The organism is Algicola sagamiensis DSM 14643, assembly GCF_000374485.1.
Classification (GTDB): Bacteria; Pseudomonadota; Gammaproteobacteria; order Enterobacterales; family Alteromonadaceae; genus Algicola; species Algicola sagamiensis.
The window spans coordinates 298,352-315,565 of the sequence record NZ_KB894491.1 but is presented as its reverse complement, the minus strand read 5'-3'; the positions used below and the strand labels follow the sequence as shown (position 1 = coordinate 315,565).

Annotated in this window: 17 protein-coding genes; 5 read left to right on the top strand and 12 right to left on the bottom strand. The window is 42.5% G+C overall.

The features are described 5' to 3' along the window. The first annotated feature begins 33 nt into the window (after positions 1-33). The 4 genes from C505_RS0101450 (at position 34) to C505_RS0101435 (ending at position 5,614) form a co-directional block, all read left to right on the top strand. A complete protein-coding gene (locus tag C505_RS0101450) occupies positions 34-846 on the top strand; it encodes a substrate-binding periplasmic protein (protein ID WP_018690821.1) in 813 nt (270 codons plus the stop codon). 81 nt (positions 847-927) lie between these two features. Further along, positions 928-2,070, top strand: coding sequence for a response regulator (locus tag C505_RS0101445; RefSeq protein WP_169336984.1), 1,143 nt, complete (start codon positions 928-930; stop codon positions 2,068-2,070). Next, the gene (locus C505_RS0101440) at positions 2,071-4,785 is read left to right on the top strand and encodes an ATP-binding protein (RefSeq protein WP_018690819.1); all 2,715 of its coding nucleotides are present in this window, start codon (positions 2,071-2,073) and stop codon (positions 4,783-4,785) included. 70 nt (positions 4,786-4,855) lie between these two features. After that, entirely contained in the window at positions 4,856-5,614 is a 759-nt protein-coding gene (locus C505_RS0101435) for a substrate-binding periplasmic protein (RefSeq protein WP_083938199.1), read from the top strand. A gap of 60 nt (positions 5,615-5,674) precedes the next feature. On the opposite strand, the gene C505_RS0101430 is transcribed toward C505_RS0101435, so the two are convergent. Continuing rightward, a complete protein-coding gene (locus C505_RS0101430; RefSeq protein WP_169336983.1) occupies positions 5,675-6,478 on the bottom strand; it encodes a substrate-binding periplasmic protein in 804 nt (267 codons plus the stop codon). 130 nt (positions 6,479-6,608) lie between these two features. On the opposite strand from C505_RS0101430, the gene C505_RS0101425 reads away from it, so the two are divergent. Then, positions 6,609-7,055: a type 2 periplasmic-binding domain-containing protein gene (locus C505_RS0101425; protein WP_018690816.1), complete on the top strand. Its 447-nt coding sequence runs from the start codon at positions 6,609-6,611 to the stop codon at positions 7,053-7,055. A gap of 13 nt (positions 7,056-7,068) precedes the next feature. On the opposite strand, the gene ttcA is transcribed toward C505_RS0101425, so the two are convergent. The 11 genes from ttcA to ccoN all read right to left on the bottom strand — a co-directional run bounded on the left by ttcA (position 7,069) and on the right by ccoN (position 17,166). Continuing rightward, positions 7,069-7,983 carry a tRNA 2-thiocytidine(32) synthetase TtcA gene (ttcA, locus tag C505_RS0101420; protein WP_018690815.1) on the bottom strand — a complete coding sequence of 305 codons (915 nt, stop codon included), beginning with the start codon at positions 7,981-7,983 and terminating at the stop codon, positions 7,069-7,071. A gap of 134 nt (positions 7,984-8,117) precedes the next feature. After that, a complete protein-coding gene (gene uspE, locus C505_RS0101415; RefSeq protein WP_018690814.1) occupies positions 8,118-9,041 on the bottom strand; it encodes a universal stress protein UspE in 924 nt (307 codons plus the stop codon). Between the two features lie 200 nt (positions 9,042-9,241). After that, positions 9,242-9,970, bottom strand: coding sequence for a fumarate/nitrate reduction transcriptional regulator Fnr (fnr, locus tag C505_RS0101410; RefSeq protein ID WP_026317646.1), 729 nt, complete (start codon positions 9,968-9,970; stop codon positions 9,242-9,244). Positions 9,971-9,991: 21 nt separating this feature from the next. Next, positions 9,992-10,672 carry a sulfite exporter TauE/SafE family protein gene (locus tag C505_RS0101405; protein ID WP_018690812.1) on the bottom strand — a complete coding sequence of 227 codons (681 nt, stop codon included), beginning with the start codon at positions 10,670-10,672 and terminating at the stop codon, positions 9,992-9,994. Beyond that, complete coding sequence (gene ccoS, locus C505_RS0101400) at positions 10,669-10,869, bottom strand: cbb3-type cytochrome oxidase assembly protein CcoS (RefSeq protein WP_018690811.1); 201 nt, start codon at positions 10,867-10,869, stop codon at positions 10,669-10,671. Before ccoS ends, C505_RS0101405 begins: the two co-directional genes overlap by 4 nt. Next, complete coding sequence (locus C505_RS21095; protein ID WP_018690810.1) at positions 10,866-13,283, bottom strand: heavy metal translocating P-type ATPase; 2,418 nt, start codon at positions 13,281-13,283, stop codon at positions 10,866-10,868. The genes ccoS and C505_RS21095 overlap by 4 nt, the downstream gene beginning before the upstream one ends. Beyond that, positions 13,280-13,774 carry a FixH family protein gene (locus tag C505_RS0101390; protein WP_018690809.1) on the bottom strand — a complete coding sequence of 165 codons (495 nt, stop codon included), beginning with the start codon at positions 13,772-13,774 and terminating at the stop codon, positions 13,280-13,282. The genes C505_RS21095 and C505_RS0101390 overlap by 4 nt, the downstream gene beginning before the upstream one ends. A gap of 133 nt (positions 13,775-13,907) precedes the next feature. Beyond that, positions 13,908-14,924: a cbb3-type cytochrome c oxidase N-terminal domain-containing protein gene (locus C505_RS0101385; RefSeq protein ID WP_026317645.1), complete on the bottom strand. Its 1,017-nt coding sequence runs from the start codon at positions 14,922-14,924 to the stop codon at positions 13,908-13,910. After that, positions 14,917-15,105 (bottom strand): CcoQ/FixQ family Cbb3-type cytochrome c oxidase assembly chaperone, encoded by a 189-nt coding sequence (locus C505_RS0101380; protein WP_018690807.1) that lies wholly within the window; start codon positions 15,103-15,105, stop codon positions 14,917-14,919. The genes C505_RS0101385 and C505_RS0101380 overlap by 8 nt, the downstream gene beginning before the upstream one ends. 1 nt (position 15,106) lies before the next feature. Further along, positions 15,107-15,712 (bottom strand): cytochrome-c oxidase, cbb3-type subunit II, encoded by a 606-nt coding sequence (ccoO, locus tag C505_RS0101375; protein WP_026317644.1) that lies wholly within the window; start codon positions 15,710-15,712, stop codon positions 15,107-15,109. Between the two features lie 20 nt (positions 15,713-15,732). Further along, entirely contained in the window at positions 15,733-17,166 is a 1,434-nt protein-coding gene (gene ccoN / locus C505_RS0101370) for a cytochrome-c oxidase, cbb3-type subunit I (RefSeq protein WP_018690805.1), read from the bottom strand. Between the last annotated feature and the right edge of the window lie 48 nt (positions 17,167-17,214).

Genomic DNA, 17,214 nt, shown 5'->3' with positions numbered 1-17,214 from the left:
AATAACTAAAATGACGATTATTGGTGAAAGACGTTGCTGCACAATAATAACAAGGCTTATCGAGCTATCACGCTTTTTCTGTGGCTATGCGGTTTATTCACTGCAGAGACTCTTGTCGCAAAGGAACAAATCAAAATTGCTAGTGGTGAGTGGGCACCCATTGTTGGCGAGCGCTTACCAAAACATGGTGCGGCAGCAGTTGTCATCAATGAGGCATTCCAGCGTGCGGGCATGGTCACAGCGTGGAAATTTTACCCGTGGCAACGTTCTTACCTTTATGTCACGAAAGGTCGTGCTCATGCCAGTGCTATTTGGGCGAAAACCCCTAAACGTGAAAAGCACATGGTATTTAGCGAACCAGTATTAGAAACAACTAACGTGTTTTTTCATTTAAAGTCTAAAAATTTCCAGTGGAATAGTTTTGCGGATGTTGAGAAAAAGCGGATTGCGATTTCTAAGGGGTATTCTTATGGGCCTGGTTTTGACGCATTAGTTGAAGGGAATCGCATTAGACCAGTTTATGTTTTGTCCGGATTACATGGTATGCAGAAGTTGTTGGGTGGGCAAGCAGAGCTTGTTGTTGTGAACTTCTATGTTGGTCAACACATTGTACATAATCGCCTTTTACCAGAAGATAGAAGCAAAGTTGTGTATCATTCTAAACCAATCCATGATGGTTCTTGGAGCCTTGCTTTTTCTAAAAAGAAAAAGGGAAATGATAAAATCATTGCGAGTTTCAATCGTGCGTTACGCCAGCTGAAGAATGAAGGGTTTATTGATCGGGTTTACAAAGATGCGAGCAAGGGTTTATACAGTAAGCTCAAAGGGAATGCGAAAAACAATTGATCGCTTGGAAAGGCATCCGGGACGGACTACACTCAAATAAATCGTTCCTTAAATGTGAACTTGCCTTAGGGATTGATGGTGGTGAAAAAAAAGATACAACCCAATATCGTACTTGTATCAGAGCACCCGGATGATGACGAAGTTGTTGCGAAACAGCTCAGTGGGGATTATCAAGAACGTTTCTTCTGGGCGAAAGGGAACCCAGTTGCTCGAAAAGCTTTTCATACTGGAGATACCCGTGTTCTCCTCCTATCTTACCGCTCAATCAGAGATGCGCTTCACTTTTATAATATGCTGTTGGATTCCAGCTCCGATCAAATTGTAGCTGAGCATCGCGTGATCATCTGTTGCCGTAAGAATGAAGAAGGCATTGCCTATCAAGCATTTCAATCTGATTTGATAGATGAATATTTTATCTCAAAGCCCTTATTTGAAATGCATCGCCCGTCAGCGCTTGTGAAGCAGATGCTTAAAGAGCTTGGAGAATATGATCTCATTAGTCGCAGGTTACCACTCTCTTGCCATGATGAATCGATACAGAAAATTGTTGAAGTAGGCCAAGATAAAAAGGAGGCAGTGAAAAAACAGGCCAATAAAACCATTACGGCATTAGAAGATCAATTAGATAAAGCGATATCTGAGTTACCTTGTCACCAGAATATGAAAGAGCTTGTAGATATTAGTGTTGTTCGCGAAGTGCTTGCCCAGTATAAAAATAATCAGCTTCGACCACAAATTTCTCAGTTGGAAAATAAAGTCTGTGACTTTCTTCAAGCCGTCATCGAGCATACATCAACGACCATCGACCTTTATCGAAGTGCTGCCAAAGAACCCAAACCACCGACACTGGAGCACCAACCAAAAATTTTGGTTGTGGATGATGACCCTTGGTGCCTAAGGCTGGTTTCAGGTGTGCTTGAGAAAGAAGCGATGAAAGTTGATACGGCATCAAATGCAACGGATGCACTGGAAAAAATTCGTCGTGAGGATTACCAGCTTGTTTTTATGGATATTGAATTACCAGACTCTGATGGAATCACGGTGATTGAAGATATGCGATCCGAAGGTCGAAATCACAATACACCCGTTGTTATGTTGACTGGTCGTAAAGACACGGATGCAGTCAATCGTTCGAAAGTTGCAAAGGTACAGGGATATCTTGTGAAACCTGTCAAGAAAAACAAACTGCTGGAAAAACTGAGCCGCTTTGTCGTAGGAGCATAAATGAAAAAGGCCAAGGACGCGTTTTATTTTTCACTGCTCTGTTTGTTCGTTTTAAGTTCAGCGCTTCTTGTTGCCCTCTATACATTAAATACGTATCGAACATGGCTTGGCTTAAACCAGTATTGGATGTTTGGTATTTATATTTCCATTGTGATCATCGGTGTTTTTACGACGGCAACTGCGATTTACCGCTACTTCGATCGGCACTTGTCCGACTTACTGTCCTATTTTCATTCCAAGCCCCATGAAGGGGATAATCGATTACAGTGGATGAAAGACGAGATCCATGCGTTGCTCGTCCGAAATCAGTCATTGAAAGAAAGAGGCGATCATCTACAAAAAAAACTCCGAGTAGAGCATGCTTATTTTCAATCATTCATTGATACGCTTAGTGGTTATGTATTGATTCTTGATAGGCAGATGAATGTGTTGCAAAGTAACCGACCAATCCAAGAGTTGCTTTGTTCAACACGACTCAGAAATACAAACCTCAATCAAACCAAACTATCTGACTTAGCAACCCGTTTATCGACCAGCTTTTCATTGGAGTTGGAAGACGATGTTTTACTTGTCGAAGAATGCCCATTCCAGATCACGGCTGCGGAGCAAAAAATCATTCGTTGGCATTTTAGTCCGTTAAATAACCTAGAGGGGATACGGTATTTATTATTTGGCATTGATATTACGGAAGTACGCCAAGCAGAAGAAGGGTTGATTGAAGCAAAATTGACAGCAGAGTCTGCCAATAAAGCAAAGTCGACGTTTCTAGCGACGATGAGCCATGAAATTAGGACGCCACTCAATGGTGTGATAGGCATGATTGGGTTGTTAGATAGAGACATTGAAGATCCGGTTCATCGAGAAATGTTTGATAAAATCCAGTCTTCGTCAGAGCACTTACTTGAAATCATTAACGATATTTTAGATTTTTCAAAAATAGAAGCGGGCAGCTTAGATCTGGAGGAAACCAGTATTGATCTCATCCGGTTGGTCAGTGAGTTGAGCCAGACTTTCAGAGTGAGTGCCTTACAAAAAGAAATCTACCTTCAAGTCTTGATTGAGAAAGATATCCCTTGGCACGTGCGAGGGGATATTACCCGAATCCGACAAATTTTGGTCAATTTACTTTCCAATGCGATTAAATTTACGGCGAAAGCGAAACGGGATTATAGTTTTGTAAAACTAAAAATGGAGAACTTTGATCAGGAAGGTGATGTGTATGGGGTTGTGTTTTATGTTGAAGATAATGGGATAGGAATTGATGTAAGCAAACTGAGCCATATTTTCCAGCCTTTCGAGCAGGAAGAAAGCTCCACAACGCGAAAATTTGGTGGCACTGGCCTTGGGCTAAGTATCTCATCTCGTTTGGCAAAAGCAATGGGCGGAGATATTTGGGTGACAAGTGATAAAGGAAAAGGAACTCAATTTGCTTTGTATATTCCATTTCAATTGACGCCAGAGGATCACAGTATATTTTTCCAAGGGCAATTGGAGGATAAAGTTACATTATTAGTGATCCAAAATGAATATATTCACGGTGAAATTAGGAAGGCGCTCGAAGATTTTTCTGCCCAAATCGAAACTTGCCTGTTATCTGAAATACCTTCCATCGTAAAACAAATCGAAATCGAGTATCTCATGGTCGATATAACGATTTTGAAGGAAAACTATGAAGAAGCACTCAGCATTTTGACAGAGTGTAGCCAGCATACCAGAATCATCCTTTTATATCGTGACCATGAAGTGCTGATGTCTTTACCAGAGCAAATGCAAGGTTTCCATAAGGTGAGTGTTTTGCCATTAGATTATGTTGCGCTCAAAGATTCGATTGAGGCGAAACTCTCAACTGCAAATACTCAGGTTATTTTTGATGATTTGCCAAGAGTGCCGCCACAGGGAAGAAATGAGACAAAAATGCACTTATCACAAACGAAGATCCTTGTTGCAGAAGACTATGAAATTAACCAGCATGTTTTAAGAGCACAGCTCAAGAAAATCGGTTACGCTTGTGATGTTGTCGATGATGGAAAGCAAGCTTTCGATGCGTTATTAAACACCAAGTACGATATATTACTGACTGATTGTCATATGCCAGAAATGGATGGGTACGAGCTTGTCCAGAAAATCCGAGCAACGGATCACCCTCATTGTCATGCGTTGCCCGTGATTGCAATTACCGCAAATGCGGTGAAAGGAGAAAAAGAGAACTGCTTGGAGGCTGGGATGAATGATTATATTACGAAGCCAATTCAGCTCGAAAAGCTCCGCCAGGTATTATATCTATGGTTAAACAAGCAGGCCATAAGTAATGAAAAAACGGTTGAAGACGATGAGGAGCTTGAAGAAAAAGAGCAACCATTAAAAGTGGATGAAGTTGATCTTCACCGTTTAGTTGAAATTGTTGGTGATGATGTTGAATTTCAAATGGAGATGCTCGGTCATTATTTGCAATCATCGGAAGAAACACTTTCAGAAATTTATCTATTCATGTCAGAGCAGGATTATACGGCTGTTGGAAAGCAAGCGCATAAATTAAAGTCCCCTTCGGTGGGTTTAGGTGGGGATAGTATTCACAAAATTTGCCAGGCATTGGAAGATGCCAGTAAAACGCATGAGCTTGATCAAATTTCTGATCTTATATTTTCATTAGAGTCCCACCTCAAACCATTCCAAAATTCCATTCAAGAGACTCTGGAGAAGCTAAAAGCGGGCTGAAAATGGCCATTTTATAAACATGTGCAAGACTTATTGAGTTAATCTTTTGATTTCGAATAGGGTTAGTACGATGAAACACATGTTGCTTGCTGTAATCTGTTCTGCGTTTGCGATGCTATCCATGCAAGTGAATGCAGAAACTATCAAAATCTCAGCCTCAGAATATGCGCCATTTACCACTGCAAAAGCGAATCATGGTGGGTTTGTGAACCGGGTGATCAAAGAAGCATTTAAGCGAAAAGGCGTGACAGTGGAGTTTGTCTATTATCCTTGGAAGCGTGCACTTGAGGATGGTCGAGCAGGTAAAGTAGCTGGTGTCTCATTTTCTTTTACCAACCCGGAACGAAAAAAAGACTTTGTGTTTAGCGATAAAGTCTCCGATCACCGCGAAGTTTTATTTCATAAAAAAGGGAAAGTAATCCCGGAGTGGGCAAATATTGAAGACTTAGGTGCATTTAAGTTTGGTGCAACGCGTGGCTATACCTATACCAAAGAATTTTGGGCTGCAGCAAAAGCCGGCAAAATTAAGGTTTCTGAAACACCCTCGGATGAGCAAAGCTTTAAAAAACTGGCGGCAGGAAGAATCGATCTCTTTCCGATGGATGAGATCACCGGTTGGGACTTACTGAAAAATAAACTCAGCACAATTAAAGAAACATTGACGACGCATGGAAAGCCACTTCGTTCCACGACAGGTCACCTGATTCTTTCGAAGAAAGCTGGTAATCATGCTGACTTGCTGAAAAAATTTAATGAAGGCTTGGCTGAAATCCGCAAAGACGGAACCTATAAAAAGTTTGAAGACGACTTATTTGCTGGGAATTTCTAAATCGGACAATCATGAGCATGTTAAAAAGCAAGAAGCCATCCAGTTGGATGGTTTCTTGCTTTAAGGGTGTTGTTTGTTTCCAGCTGCGAGTTCTTGTCGCCACTCAATTAATGCATCGCGGATAAGCGTCAGTTTCTGCGCTTCAGTTAAGTTTTCCAGATATTGTTTAATTGTTGCTGTCCATATTGGACAGTCAACCTTGGCGGATACTGCAAAATAGATCCCTTCACGATTGAGTGGTGTATGGACATAAACCAACTTCGTTTGTAAATTGAGACGGTCAATTTGTACAAGTGCAGGCACAAGATCCAAAACCGCATAGTCGACCCTGTTTTTTGCGAGCATCAAAACAGCTTGATCGATTGAACTGACCTTTTTAACATCCATCTTTTCTTGCTCAAAAGCATCGAATTTATCACCACCACTGTGACCTCGGACACCCACACCTACTTTTCCAAATAAGTCCTTCAATCCCTGATAGTTCCATGCATTTTCCTGACGGCGGTAGAACAGCGTCATTTGCGTCAGAGCAAGTGGTGGTTCGATAAATTGTAAATGTTTGGAACGATCCAATGTTTTGTATGGCACAATGATCATATTGGTGACACCACGCTTAATTGAATCAAGCGCACGACTCCAGTTACCTTCAAATGATGGTGTGATCTTGACCCGCTGATTTTTAAATGCATCTTCAAGCATTCGAACACCGAAACCTTTGAGACGAACTTTCGAGTCATTTCGCTGCCATGTTAAAGGTGCATAATTGGGGTCGCCAGTCACAATGATGTGTTGGCATGGTGCAGAGGCGCACCTGAAGCTCAATAATATCAGGAGAATACCAAAGCGAAGTGAGTATCTTTTCAAGGCAGTTCCCAATCAATTCCAACTGTTTAGAGCATAGCTGCTTTTTCAAGGAAGCTGAGAGAGTTCGTGATACGTTGGACTGATCTATAATTGATTCAATACTCGCTAAAAGTTGTGAGGAAGGGTCTGAATGAATGCTCGGTTGTGTTTGACAAAATTACTCATGGTCTATTGTTTCGTATTTATCATGGGAATTGCGACATTCGTACGTGCTGATGTGGTGATCATTGTCCACCCAACAGCTGAGCAACTTTTAACGGATATTCAAATTGCGCGCATCTTTCTTGGGAAAGATAAATTTCTGCCAAATGGAGAACAAATTACGCCAGTCTCTATGAAGAAAACAACATCCGCCTATAAAGAATTTAGTCAGGATGTGATGAAGAAAAAGCCAAAGCAATTTAGTGCGCATTGGTCACGAATTGCATTTACAGGAAAGGCAGCGCCTTTGCAGGAAGCAACAACTAGTGAAGAGTTGAAGCGCATGGTCGCAGAAAACCCAAATATGATTGGCTTTATCCCCAAAGAAGATGTCGATGACTCTGTGAAAGCCATCGACATCAGTCAGTCCTTTTAAGCAATCTCTGCGATTAAGTCAGTTCGACAACTTGTACTGGGTTCGGTGTTTCAGTTGTTTCTTCAAGCTCAGCAATGCCTATGGGTTGTTTTGGCACATCTGGCGCATCAAATGCAATATCCCCCTCAGCAACTTGTGACAGATCTTTAAAGTCAAATAATGCAGTATCTGCTAGATGGGAAGGCACAACATTTTGAAGTGCTTTAAACATGGTTTCAATACGACCAGGGAATTGCTTATCCCAATCCTGTAGCATGCCCTTAATGGCTTGACGCTGAAGGTTTTCTTGTGAGCCACAAAGGTTACATGGAATAATCGGGAATTCCTTTGCTTGTGCATACTTTACAATATCTTTTTCACGGCAATATGCCAATGGTCGGATCACAATATGTTCACCGTTATCGGACATTAACTTCGGTGGCATGGATTTCATTTTTCCACCGTAGAACATATTCAAAAATAATGTTTCGAGAATATCATCCCGATGATGACCAAGAGCTATCTTTGTTGCCCCCAGCTCTTTCGCTGTTCGGTATAAGATCCCACGACGCAGGCGTGAGCAAAGAGAGCAAGTTGTTTTGCCCTCAGGGATCTTGTCCTTCACAATACTGTATGTATCTTCTTCGACAATTTGAAAAGGAATATTCAGCTGAGAGAGATATTCAGGAAGAATATGCTCAGGAAACCCCGGTTGTTTTTGGTCGAGGTTGACTGCAATCACTTCAAAAGAAACGGGAGCGGCATTTTTGAGGTTTAATAGAATATCCAAAAGGGCATAACTGTCTTTACCACCCGATAGGCATACCATGATGCGATCACCTTCTTCAATCATGTTGAAGTCCGCTATGGCCTGGCCGACATGGCGACGAAGACGTTTTTGGAGTTTATTTAAATTATATTTTGCTTTTGCCTCAGCAGCGCTGCCCATAAAATTTACCGCCTTTACTCACATTCAAGGCGGCGTATTATAGCAATGACAAGTTTAAACGCAAAATTTTCGGATATTGGGAGGCTGTTGGTTGTTCATCAATAACAGCGCGCATTTCCGAAAGTTCAACAGGCCTAAATTGGACACTTAAACCCGACGGGTTTGAGTGCCAGCACATCGCAGTTGAGGCGATCAATGACGTGTTCAGCAGTATTTCCAATGAGTGCCGCAGATAGACCAGTCCGGCCAATGGTTCCCATGATCACAAGTTCTGCATCAATATCCTCGGCAACTTTAGGGATCACATCTTCAGGAAGACCTTCCGCAACATGAATATGATTTTGAGCCAGTGAAAACTGTTCAGCGATCTCACTGGTGGAATCTTCATGATGCGTTCGGACTGCTGCGTTATATTGATTTGGATCGAACTCAGGAATTTCAATTGCAATATTTACAGGGGTACCTGGATACGCATTCACAATATGCACATTGGCAGCGATGAGTTCAGCCATGTATTTCGCTTCATTGACTATTTCTGTATTGAGAGAAATATGGTGACTTTCTTCACTGCCTGAATTCACTGCGGCAAGAATGCTCCCATCAGCAGGCCAAGCATGATCCTTCACGAGTAATACAGGAGAAGGGCATTTGCGTAACAGATGCCAATCAGTCGGTGTAAAAATTACAGATTTGAGCGCATCATGTTTATGTGTGCCTTTAATAACTAAGTCAAAGTCAGAACTTTTTACGGCATTAATGATGGCTTCAAAGGGGCGGTTATGCCAAACAACGAGACTTTCGATCTCAATCCCTTCTTCAAGATAAGGTGCGATAAAATCACTGATCCACGTTTCACGATCTGTAATTACTGCATTACGCATTGCTTCGCGCTCAGCGACGGAAAGCATGGTTGTCATTTCGTAAGAGAAATCATAGATGGCAATAAATGCAGTTAACTTTGCACCACATTTTTTTGATAGCTCAACGGCTCGAGAAAGTGCTTTTTGCTCATCAGTTGTTGGATCAAGTACGACAAGGATCTTAGAAAAGGTACGCATCCGTCTCTCCAAAGAAGTCTTTACATTAGTTTAGTTAGCACAGTTTGACGTTGCCAGCGACGATAGATTTGCCAGCGCTAAAAACACTATATAAAAAAGAGAGAAAATTTGCGATGTTTTAGATCAAAAAGGTATGTAAATCAGAGAAGTGCGCTTCACCCCAATCAATGAAGCGCAATTCCATGACAAGAAATGAGCAATCAAGAACCGCATGTATCCTGAAGCAGTTCTAAATCGAGTAATTTGATCATTTTTCCTTGGGCATGGATCACTTCCTGCTTTTGCAGCTTACTCATGATCCGGCTGACGGTCTCGACAGTGAGCCCAAGATAGTTACCAATTTCACTGCGAGTCATGGAAAGCTGAAACTCCGTTGAAGAAAACCCGCGTGAGTTGAAATAGTTGGAGAGATTACTGAAGAAAGTCGCAACGCGTTGCTCAGCAGTCTTTTTGTTGAGCAGGTGCAGCATTTGCTGATCGGTATTGATTTCTTCACTCATTAAACGAAAAATCTGCTGGCGTAGCTTGGGGATTGAACCTGCTAGCTCATCGAGTGTTGTAAATGGAATCTCGCAGACCATTGATGTTTCTAATGCTTCCCCGTAGCTCACATGGACTTGTGATGAAAGGGCATCAAAGCCAATGATGGAGCCTGGCATATGGAAAGCAGTGATTTGTGCCTCCCCTTGTTCATTGATCGTATAGGTTTTGAATGAACCAGAACGAACAGCAAACAAAGAGGAAAGCTTCTGACCATTTTCAAACGCAATTTCACCTTTCTGAAAGGGTTTTTTGCGATAGATGATTTGATCAAGTTTGGCCATTTCTTCATCCGACAAAGAATACGGCATGCATAAATGAGAAAGGCTGCAATTTTGACAATGTAGCGAAGAGTTTGGGCTAAACGGGACTTTTGATTTCACTCCCATAGTGCACCTCGTTAATTTGGTTCATAGTGGAATACGAACATAAAGTTCATGGGCGAGCGTATACACACCAAAACAGACGACGACGACGCCAGAAGTATACCGAAAAACTCTGTGTTTTAACACCGTTGTCAATCTTTCAGCGACTGTTCCCATGAGCAATAGCGGCGTAAATGTACCCAAACCAAACATAGCCATCGTCAGTGCACCTTTATAGGCACTGCCTGAGCTAATGGACCATGCTAACGTAGAATAGACCAGACCACAAGGGAGCCAGCCCCAAAGCATACCCAGAAAGAATACTTGGTGGAAGCTTTTCGCTGGGAGTACAAATTTAGCAACCGGGGAAATGTACTGCCAAAGATGTTTACCCAAACGTTCAATAGATAAGATAAAGGTTTGTTTTCCAATTAAATAAATGCCAAGCCCAATGAGGAAAATGCCAGAGATCATTCTTAAGATTAAAATCCAATGATGGGTAAGGGTAACCAGTGATGCACCAATGCCACCAACGATTGCACCTGCTGCACAATAACTTAAGATCCGTCCGAAATTGTAGATTGATAGAAAAGCAATCCGTTGAATATGGCTGTTGGTCTTTGGTAAGGTCAGACTAATTGAAGCGACAATTCCACCACACATACCTAAGCAATGCCCCGCACCCAGTAGTCCAACTAGAAATGCTGCAAGTAAGTCCCCACTCACTCTGGTTCGTTTTCCTGATTCGAGCCTGTGATTGAGGCATTTTCATTCGATTTTTTTTCTTCATCATCGAATAAAATACTATGGCCATGTTTGTCCAAGTCTTGAAACTGGTCGCTCTTGACGGCCCAAAAGAATAGCGCGATAGCACAAATGACAAAAATGATGGCAACCGGAATGAGGAAGTAAATGACGTTCATTGTTTCAGTAACCCTTGTTTTTCAGTCTTCCTGCTCTTCAATAATCTGAGGGAATTGGATAAAACAATCAGTGAACTGGCTGTCATACCAATAACAGCGATATAGGGAACCACAAAGCCGCAGACGGCTAGTGGCAGTATGGCAGTATTATACCCTAAAGCCCAGAAGAGATTTTGCCGCATGATCCGGACTGTTTTGTGGGAAGTACCAATTAAGGTTTGAATATTACTTAAACGGTTATTAAGAAAGATCACATCTGCCGCAGTTTTCGTTATATCTGTGCCTTTTTCAATCGCAATAGAAATTGATGCAGATTTAAAGACGGGACTGTCATTGACACCATCGCCAATCATGCCGACAACTCTGCTTTTATTTGATTTTAAAGGTTTTGCAATCAGGGATTGAACGTAAGCCACTTTATCCTCGGGCGAGCAATTACCTTGGTAATGCGAGATCCCCATTTCTTGAGCAAATCGGTTCGCATTTTTTTGTTGATCACCCGTGAGCATATGAGGGGTGATCCCATTCGATTTTAGCCAAGACAATAATGCAGGTGTATCCTCGCGGGTTGCATCTTTGACTTTTAATTGCATCACAAGCTGATTATTAATCTTGATGAGAATATCAGCGTCAAGCGTGGTATTTGAGTCGACCCAACTTGGTTTTCCAATGATGACTTCCTTCCCATGCCATAGTGCAGTGATCCCCTTGCCGATATGGGACTGGATTTGCTCACATTGCTCAACTTTAGTGAGATAAGGGCGGAATGCTTTTGCGATTGGATGCTCAGATGCTGTTTCAATATTTGCAGCGAGATTTAGAAGTTCATCTTGATCGTAATCATTAGACAGACATTGGATATCTCGAAATGAAACTTCCCCTTCTGTGAGCGTACCTGTTTTATCAAAACAAACGTCAGTGAGTTGATTTGCGCTTTCAATCACATGGCCTTTTTTGACCAAAATACCATGACGATTTAATTGAGAAGTACCACAAGTGAGTGCCGCGGGTGTTGCAAGGCTTAGCGCACAAGGGCAAGTAGCCACTAGGACGGAGAGGGTGACCCAAAACGCGTCATCAGGCGAATAGATGGACCAGCCAATTGCTGTGAGCGTTGCAATGCAAAGGAGAACCGCAACAAAGTAGACGGAAATCTTATCTGCAATTTGTCCCATTCTTGGCTTTTCGATCGTTGCTTGATCCTGTAGATGAATAATTCGACGAATAAGTTGTTCTTGCGGTTCTTTGCTGACTCGAATATTTAAAATACCGTCATGATTCACCGCGCCAGCAAAGACTTCGTCGCCAGTTATTTTGCGAACAGCGTCGAATTCACCTGTAAACATGGACTCATCATTTGATGACTGTCCTTCGATGACTTCTCCATCTGCTGAGATTGTGGCGCCAGGGCTCACACGAATGACATCACCAATGATGAGTTTTTGTGCTGGAATAGAAACTTCACCATCTGGTGTTAACTTGATGGCTGAAAATGGAATGAGTTTTAACAGATTACTTGAAATCTCGGTTGCTTGGAGTCGGGTCCGAAATTCTAGATATTTGCCAAGAAGCAGGAGAAAAGTGAACATGCATACAGATTCGAAATAAACTTCTCCTTTTCCTTGAAAGGTTGCCCAGGCACTTGCAGCGAAAGCCCCATAGATGGCAATACTGACAGGAACATCCATATTCAAGTGGCGTGCTCTAAGCGCTCGAAGCGCACTGAATAAAAATGGAAGCGCGGCATAGAGCACAACGGGTGCTGAGAGAATGAGACTCACACCTCGAAGAAAGTTTTCGTGATTAGGGTCGACGACGCCAAAATAAAGAGCAATCGCAATCATCATGACTTGCATCGTCATTAAGCCGCCCAGACCAAGACGCATGATAAATTGCTTATTTTGTTTTTGCTTGATTTGCTCTTCTTCATTCACTTGGAATGGATAAGCTTTATAGCCTATTTTGGCAATTTGCTGAAGGATTTCGCTGAGCTTCAATTGATCCTGATGCCACTTGATATGAAGCCGCTGGGAAGTGATATTCACATTCACTTCAGTGATAGCTTCTTGCTGTCCAAGTTGTTTTTCAATCAACCAACTACAAGCAGCACAACTGATCCCTTCAACGGAGAGCGTGACTTCATCCAACCCTTCGTGATGGCCAAGAAATGCTTGATTGAGTTCCTGATCATCAAATGCGGTCAGCTCTTTGAGCGACTCTGGAATAAGTTGTGTTGCTTTATCTGCTGTTTCTGTCCGATACCTGTAATAGTCTTCCATGCCATTTTGCAAGATAGTATTGGCAACGGCTTCGCAGCCAAAGCAACAAACGGGCTGGTCAGTTTCTTGATAGTGAATTGTGACATCAAACCCATCTGGAACGGATTCACCACAATGAAAACAGGATAGGCTCATTGATTTAACTTCGGTACGGCATCAATCTGAAATTTTGAGTCTGTTGGTAGGTAAAGTTCTTTTTTAAGTTTCCACGATTTATCGAACGGTTCGACATAAATCGTCCAGTGGCCTGATAGTTTTTCTTCAAGTATACCCTGATACTGTCCAACAGCATTTGCTGTGAGCAGAATCGAAAAGTCTTTTTCTTCCAAGGTTGGGTGGAAAAATGATAGCGTCAGCGCAGTTTCGTCTTTGAAAGCCACCTTCGGCTTGAATGAGATTGAGTCCGGCTGGATCTGAGCTTGAAATTCAACACCAAGCTCAAGTGCTTTACGGTATTTGGAAAGTTCCAAATTAATGGCTTTCCCCTCTTTATAGTAGTCATCAATCACCATGGCAGGCTGATTAAGGTTAGCGATGATAAAAGTGCTGATACTTGCCACAACGGCTGTTGCTGGCAGGATAAAAACAAACCAGGGCCAGAACTGTTTATACCAAGGTTGATTCATGAGTTGACGACTTACCTGTATTAAATGTGCTGATTATAAGAAATTTTGATGTGGATACAAGCGCTGAATTATTTTTATGATCACCTGTAGATAATATGAAATAAAGCCCCTAATTTTATAGGGGCTTAATCCATTAGTTATTTAAGGCTAACTTATCATCTTGTCTAGATATACTGTAAATGTAAGCAGAGACAAGGTGAACTTTTTGTTCTCCTAAAATATCTTTCCATGCTGGCATGACACCCATACGGCCATATCGAATCGTCTCTTCAACGGCCCGTTCAGAACCACCGTATAACCAGACGTTATCAGTTAAATTCAGCCCCATAGTTGCAGGTTTTTCAAGACCTTTGCCAACAACTTTCAGGTTGTTTGCAAGTGCCCCCTTGCCGTCACTACCATGACATGCGCTACATACTGCAAATTTTGCTTTACCTTTCGCTGCAAGATCATCATCCACTGTACGGCCACTTAAACTCAAGACGTAAGCAGTGACTTCTTTAACGCCATCATCACCAAGCGCAGCACCAAGTGCCATCATTTGGTTATTACGACCATAGAGTAGTGTTTCTTTAATCTTGTCAAACGATCCGCCATGTATCCAATCAGCATCAGTTAAGTTCGGGAAGCCGTTGCCGCCTTTTGCATCTGAAGCATGGCATTGCGAGCAGTTTTGAAGATATAAGCGTTTACCGACATTCATCGCTTTATCATCCTGAATCAGCTTCTCAATCGGTAGCTTTGCATATGCTTCAAAAATAGGATCGAACTTCTCGCGAGCATATTTTACCTGTTGATCTAGGTGAACGTACTTATCATTTTCGATGTTCTGTTCCATCAATTGGCGAGATTCTGCCAGGTTTTTGATCCCTTGGTTTGAACTCTTCCAACCTAAAAGACCTTCCCAATTCCCAAGTCCTGGGAACATGAGCAGATAAAAGAAAGACCAGACGATACATGCCAGAAACATGTAGGTCCACCAGCGAGGCAAAGGGTTGTTGATTTCTTCAATCCCATCGAACTCATGCCCCATGGACTCGCCTTCTTTTACATGGGTGTAGTTCTTCAGGTTCCATAGCAAGATGGCTAGGCAACCAAAGATTGTGCCGAGTGAGAGAATAGCTACCCATGCACTCCAAAAGCTACTCATTGTTTGACTCCTGTTGGTTTTTCGCTACTGAATTGGAACGTTTCTCGTCCTCATCGAAGATACTATTTGCTGCATCATCAAATTCGGTCTTGCGATTTTTGCTATACGCCCAAATTGCAATAGCGATAATCAATACCATTAATACTAACGTAAAGATCCCGCGAAATGTTCCGTAGTCCATATCACTTTAACGCCGTGCCGAGAGATTGAAGATATGCGATAAGCGCTTCCATCTCTGTTTTGCCTTGTACGGATGCTTTCGCACCTGCAATGTCCTCGTCAGTGTAAGGAACGCCGAACTTACGGAAGATTTCCATCTTCTTCGCCGTTAACTTGCCGTCAAGAATATTGTCTTCCAACCAAGGGAATCCAGGCATATTTGATTCAGGCACAACAGCACGTGGATCAATCAAGTGTACACGATGCCAAGCATCGGAGTAACGTCCACCAACACGTGCCAAGTCTGGTCCAGTTCGCTTTGAGCCCCACAAGAAAGGGTGTTCCCAGACACTCTCACCAGCAACAGAGTAGTGACCATAACGCTCTACTTCTGCTCGGAATGGGCGGATCATCTGGCTGTGACAATTGTTACAGCCTTCACGAATATAGATATCACGGCCTTCCAACTGGAGTGCTGTATAAGGTTTTAATCCATCAACTGGCTCCGTTGTATCCTTTTGGAAAATCAATGGGGTGATCTCAACAAGACCACCAATACTGATTGCAAGGATCGTGAAGATTGCCAGTAGACCTACATTCTTTTCGAGTAATTCATGTTTATTTGTCATTTGACTCATTTCTTCACCTATCACGCAGTTTGTAGATCAGCACTAGCTTTCAGTGAGCCTTCTTTGGCATAGATCGTCTTGAACATGTTGTAAACCATGATGATCATACCAGCAACGATGAACACACCACCGATGAAACGAATGAGATAAAACGGCATAGAAGCTTTGATAGATTCAATGAATGTATAGGTCAATGAACCATCTTCGTTGACTTGGCTCCACATCATTCCTTGAAGAATACCAGAAACCCACATTGCAGCGATGTAAAGGACAACACCAGTTGTATGTAGCCAGAAGTGTGTCTCAATCAATTTGTGACTATACATACGCTCTTGGTTGAACAGGTTCGGGATCAAATGATATATCGCACCGATGGAAACCATCGCAACCCAGCCTAATGCACCAGAATGAACGTGACCAATGGTCCAGTCTGTGTAGTGAGAAAGCGCATTCACAGATTTGATTGCCATCATCGGGCCTTCGAATGTTGACATGCCGTAGAAGGATAATGAAACAATCAAGAAGCGCAGAACAGGGTCGTTTTTCAACTTATGCCACGCACCAGACAGCGTCATGATACCGTTGATCATCCCGCCCCAAGAAGGAACGAATAGGATCACGGACATTACCATTCCAAGTGACTGAGTCCAGTCAGGAAGGGCGGTATAGTGCAAGTGGTGAGGACCTGCCCATATGTAAAGAGAAACCAGCGCCCAGAAGTGAACTATTGAAAGGCGATATGAATAGACCGGACGCTCAGCTTGTTTTGGAACGAAGTAGTACATCATTCCCAGGAAGCCAGCTGTTAACAGGAAGCCTACCGCATTATGTCCGTACCACCACTGGATCATTGCATCGACGGCACCCGCATAAATGGAATATGATTTCCACATTGATACAGGGATTGCCATGCTATTGACGATGTGCAGACACGCAACAGTAATGATGAAGCCGCCATAGAACCAATTTGCGACATAGATATGGCTTGTTTTACGAATGACGAGCGTACCAAAGAAGACGATCGCATAAGCAACCCAAACAATTGTAATTAAAACATCAATTGGCCATTCTAGTTCCGCATATTCTTTACTGGTTGTTATCCCAAGTGGAAGGGTGATCACAGCAGCAACAAGTATGGTCTGCCATCCCCAGAAGGTAAAAGCAGCAAGTCGGTCAGATATTAAACGAACTTTACATGTCCGTTGAACAACGTAATAAGACGTTGCAAAGAGTGCACTCGTACCGAATGCAAAGATAACAGCGTTTGTGTGTAACGGTCTAAGATGGCTGAATGTTAACCAAGGCACATCAAAGTTGAGCTGTGGCCAATACAGCTGTGCCGCAATAAACACACCCAGGGCCATACCTATAAGGCCCCAGATCACTGTTGTGACAGTGAACTGACGCACTACTTTGTAGTTATAGTCAGCATGAGTTGCGATAGATTGGCTCATTTTCTGGCTTCCGTAGCAATAAAGATTGCATTAATGTCTACCCTGTGA

Bases quoted from the DNA above. Each gene is read 5' to 3' on its own strand.
- C505_RS0101440 (WP_018690819.1), top strand. From the start codon at position 2,071: ATGAAAAAGGCCAAGGACGCGTTTTATTTTTCACTGCTCTGTTTGTTC.
- C505_RS0101435 (WP_083938199.1), top strand. From the start codon at position 4,856: ATGAAACACATGTTGCTTGCTGTAATCTGTTCTGCGTTTGCGATGCTA.
- C505_RS0101425 (WP_018690816.1), top strand. From the start codon at position 6,609: ATGAATGCTCGGTTGTGTTTGACAAAATTACTCATGGTCTATTGTTTC.
- ttcA (WP_018690815.1), bottom strand. From the start codon at position 7,983: ATGGGCAGCGCTGCTGAGGCAAAAGCAAAATATAATTTAAATAAACTC.
- uspE (WP_018690814.1), bottom strand. From the start codon at position 9,041: ATGCGTACCTTTTCTAAGATCCTTGTCGTACTTGATCCAACAACTGAT.
- fnr (WP_026317646.1), bottom strand. From the start codon at position 9,970: ATGGGAGTGAAATCAAAAGTCCCGTTTAGCCCAAACTCTTCGCTACAT.
- ccoS (WP_018690811.1), bottom strand. From the start codon at position 10,869: ATGAACGTCATTTACTTCCTCATTCCGGTTGCCATCATTTTTGTCATT.
- C505_RS21095 (WP_018690810.1), bottom strand. From the start codon at position 13,283: ATGAGCCTATCCTGTTTTCATTGTGGTGAATCCGTTCCAGATGGGTTT.
- C505_RS0101390 (WP_018690809.1), bottom strand. From the start codon at position 13,774: ATGAATCAACCTTGGTATAAACAGTTCTGGCCCTGGTTTGTTTTTATC.
- C505_RS0101385 (WP_026317645.1), bottom strand. From the start codon at position 14,924: ATGAGTAGCTTTTGGAGTGCATGGGTAGCTATTCTCTCACTCGGCACA.
- C505_RS0101380 (WP_018690807.1), bottom strand. From the start codon at position 15,105: ATGGACTACGGAACATTTCGCGGGATCTTTACGTTAGTATTAATGGTA.
- ccoO (WP_026317644.1), bottom strand. From the start codon at position 15,712: ATGACAAATAAACATGAATTACTCGAAAAGAATGTAGGTCTACTGGCA.
- ccoN (WP_018690805.1), bottom strand. From the start codon at position 17,166: ATGAGCCAATCTATCGCAACTCATGCTGACTATAACTACAAAGTAGTG.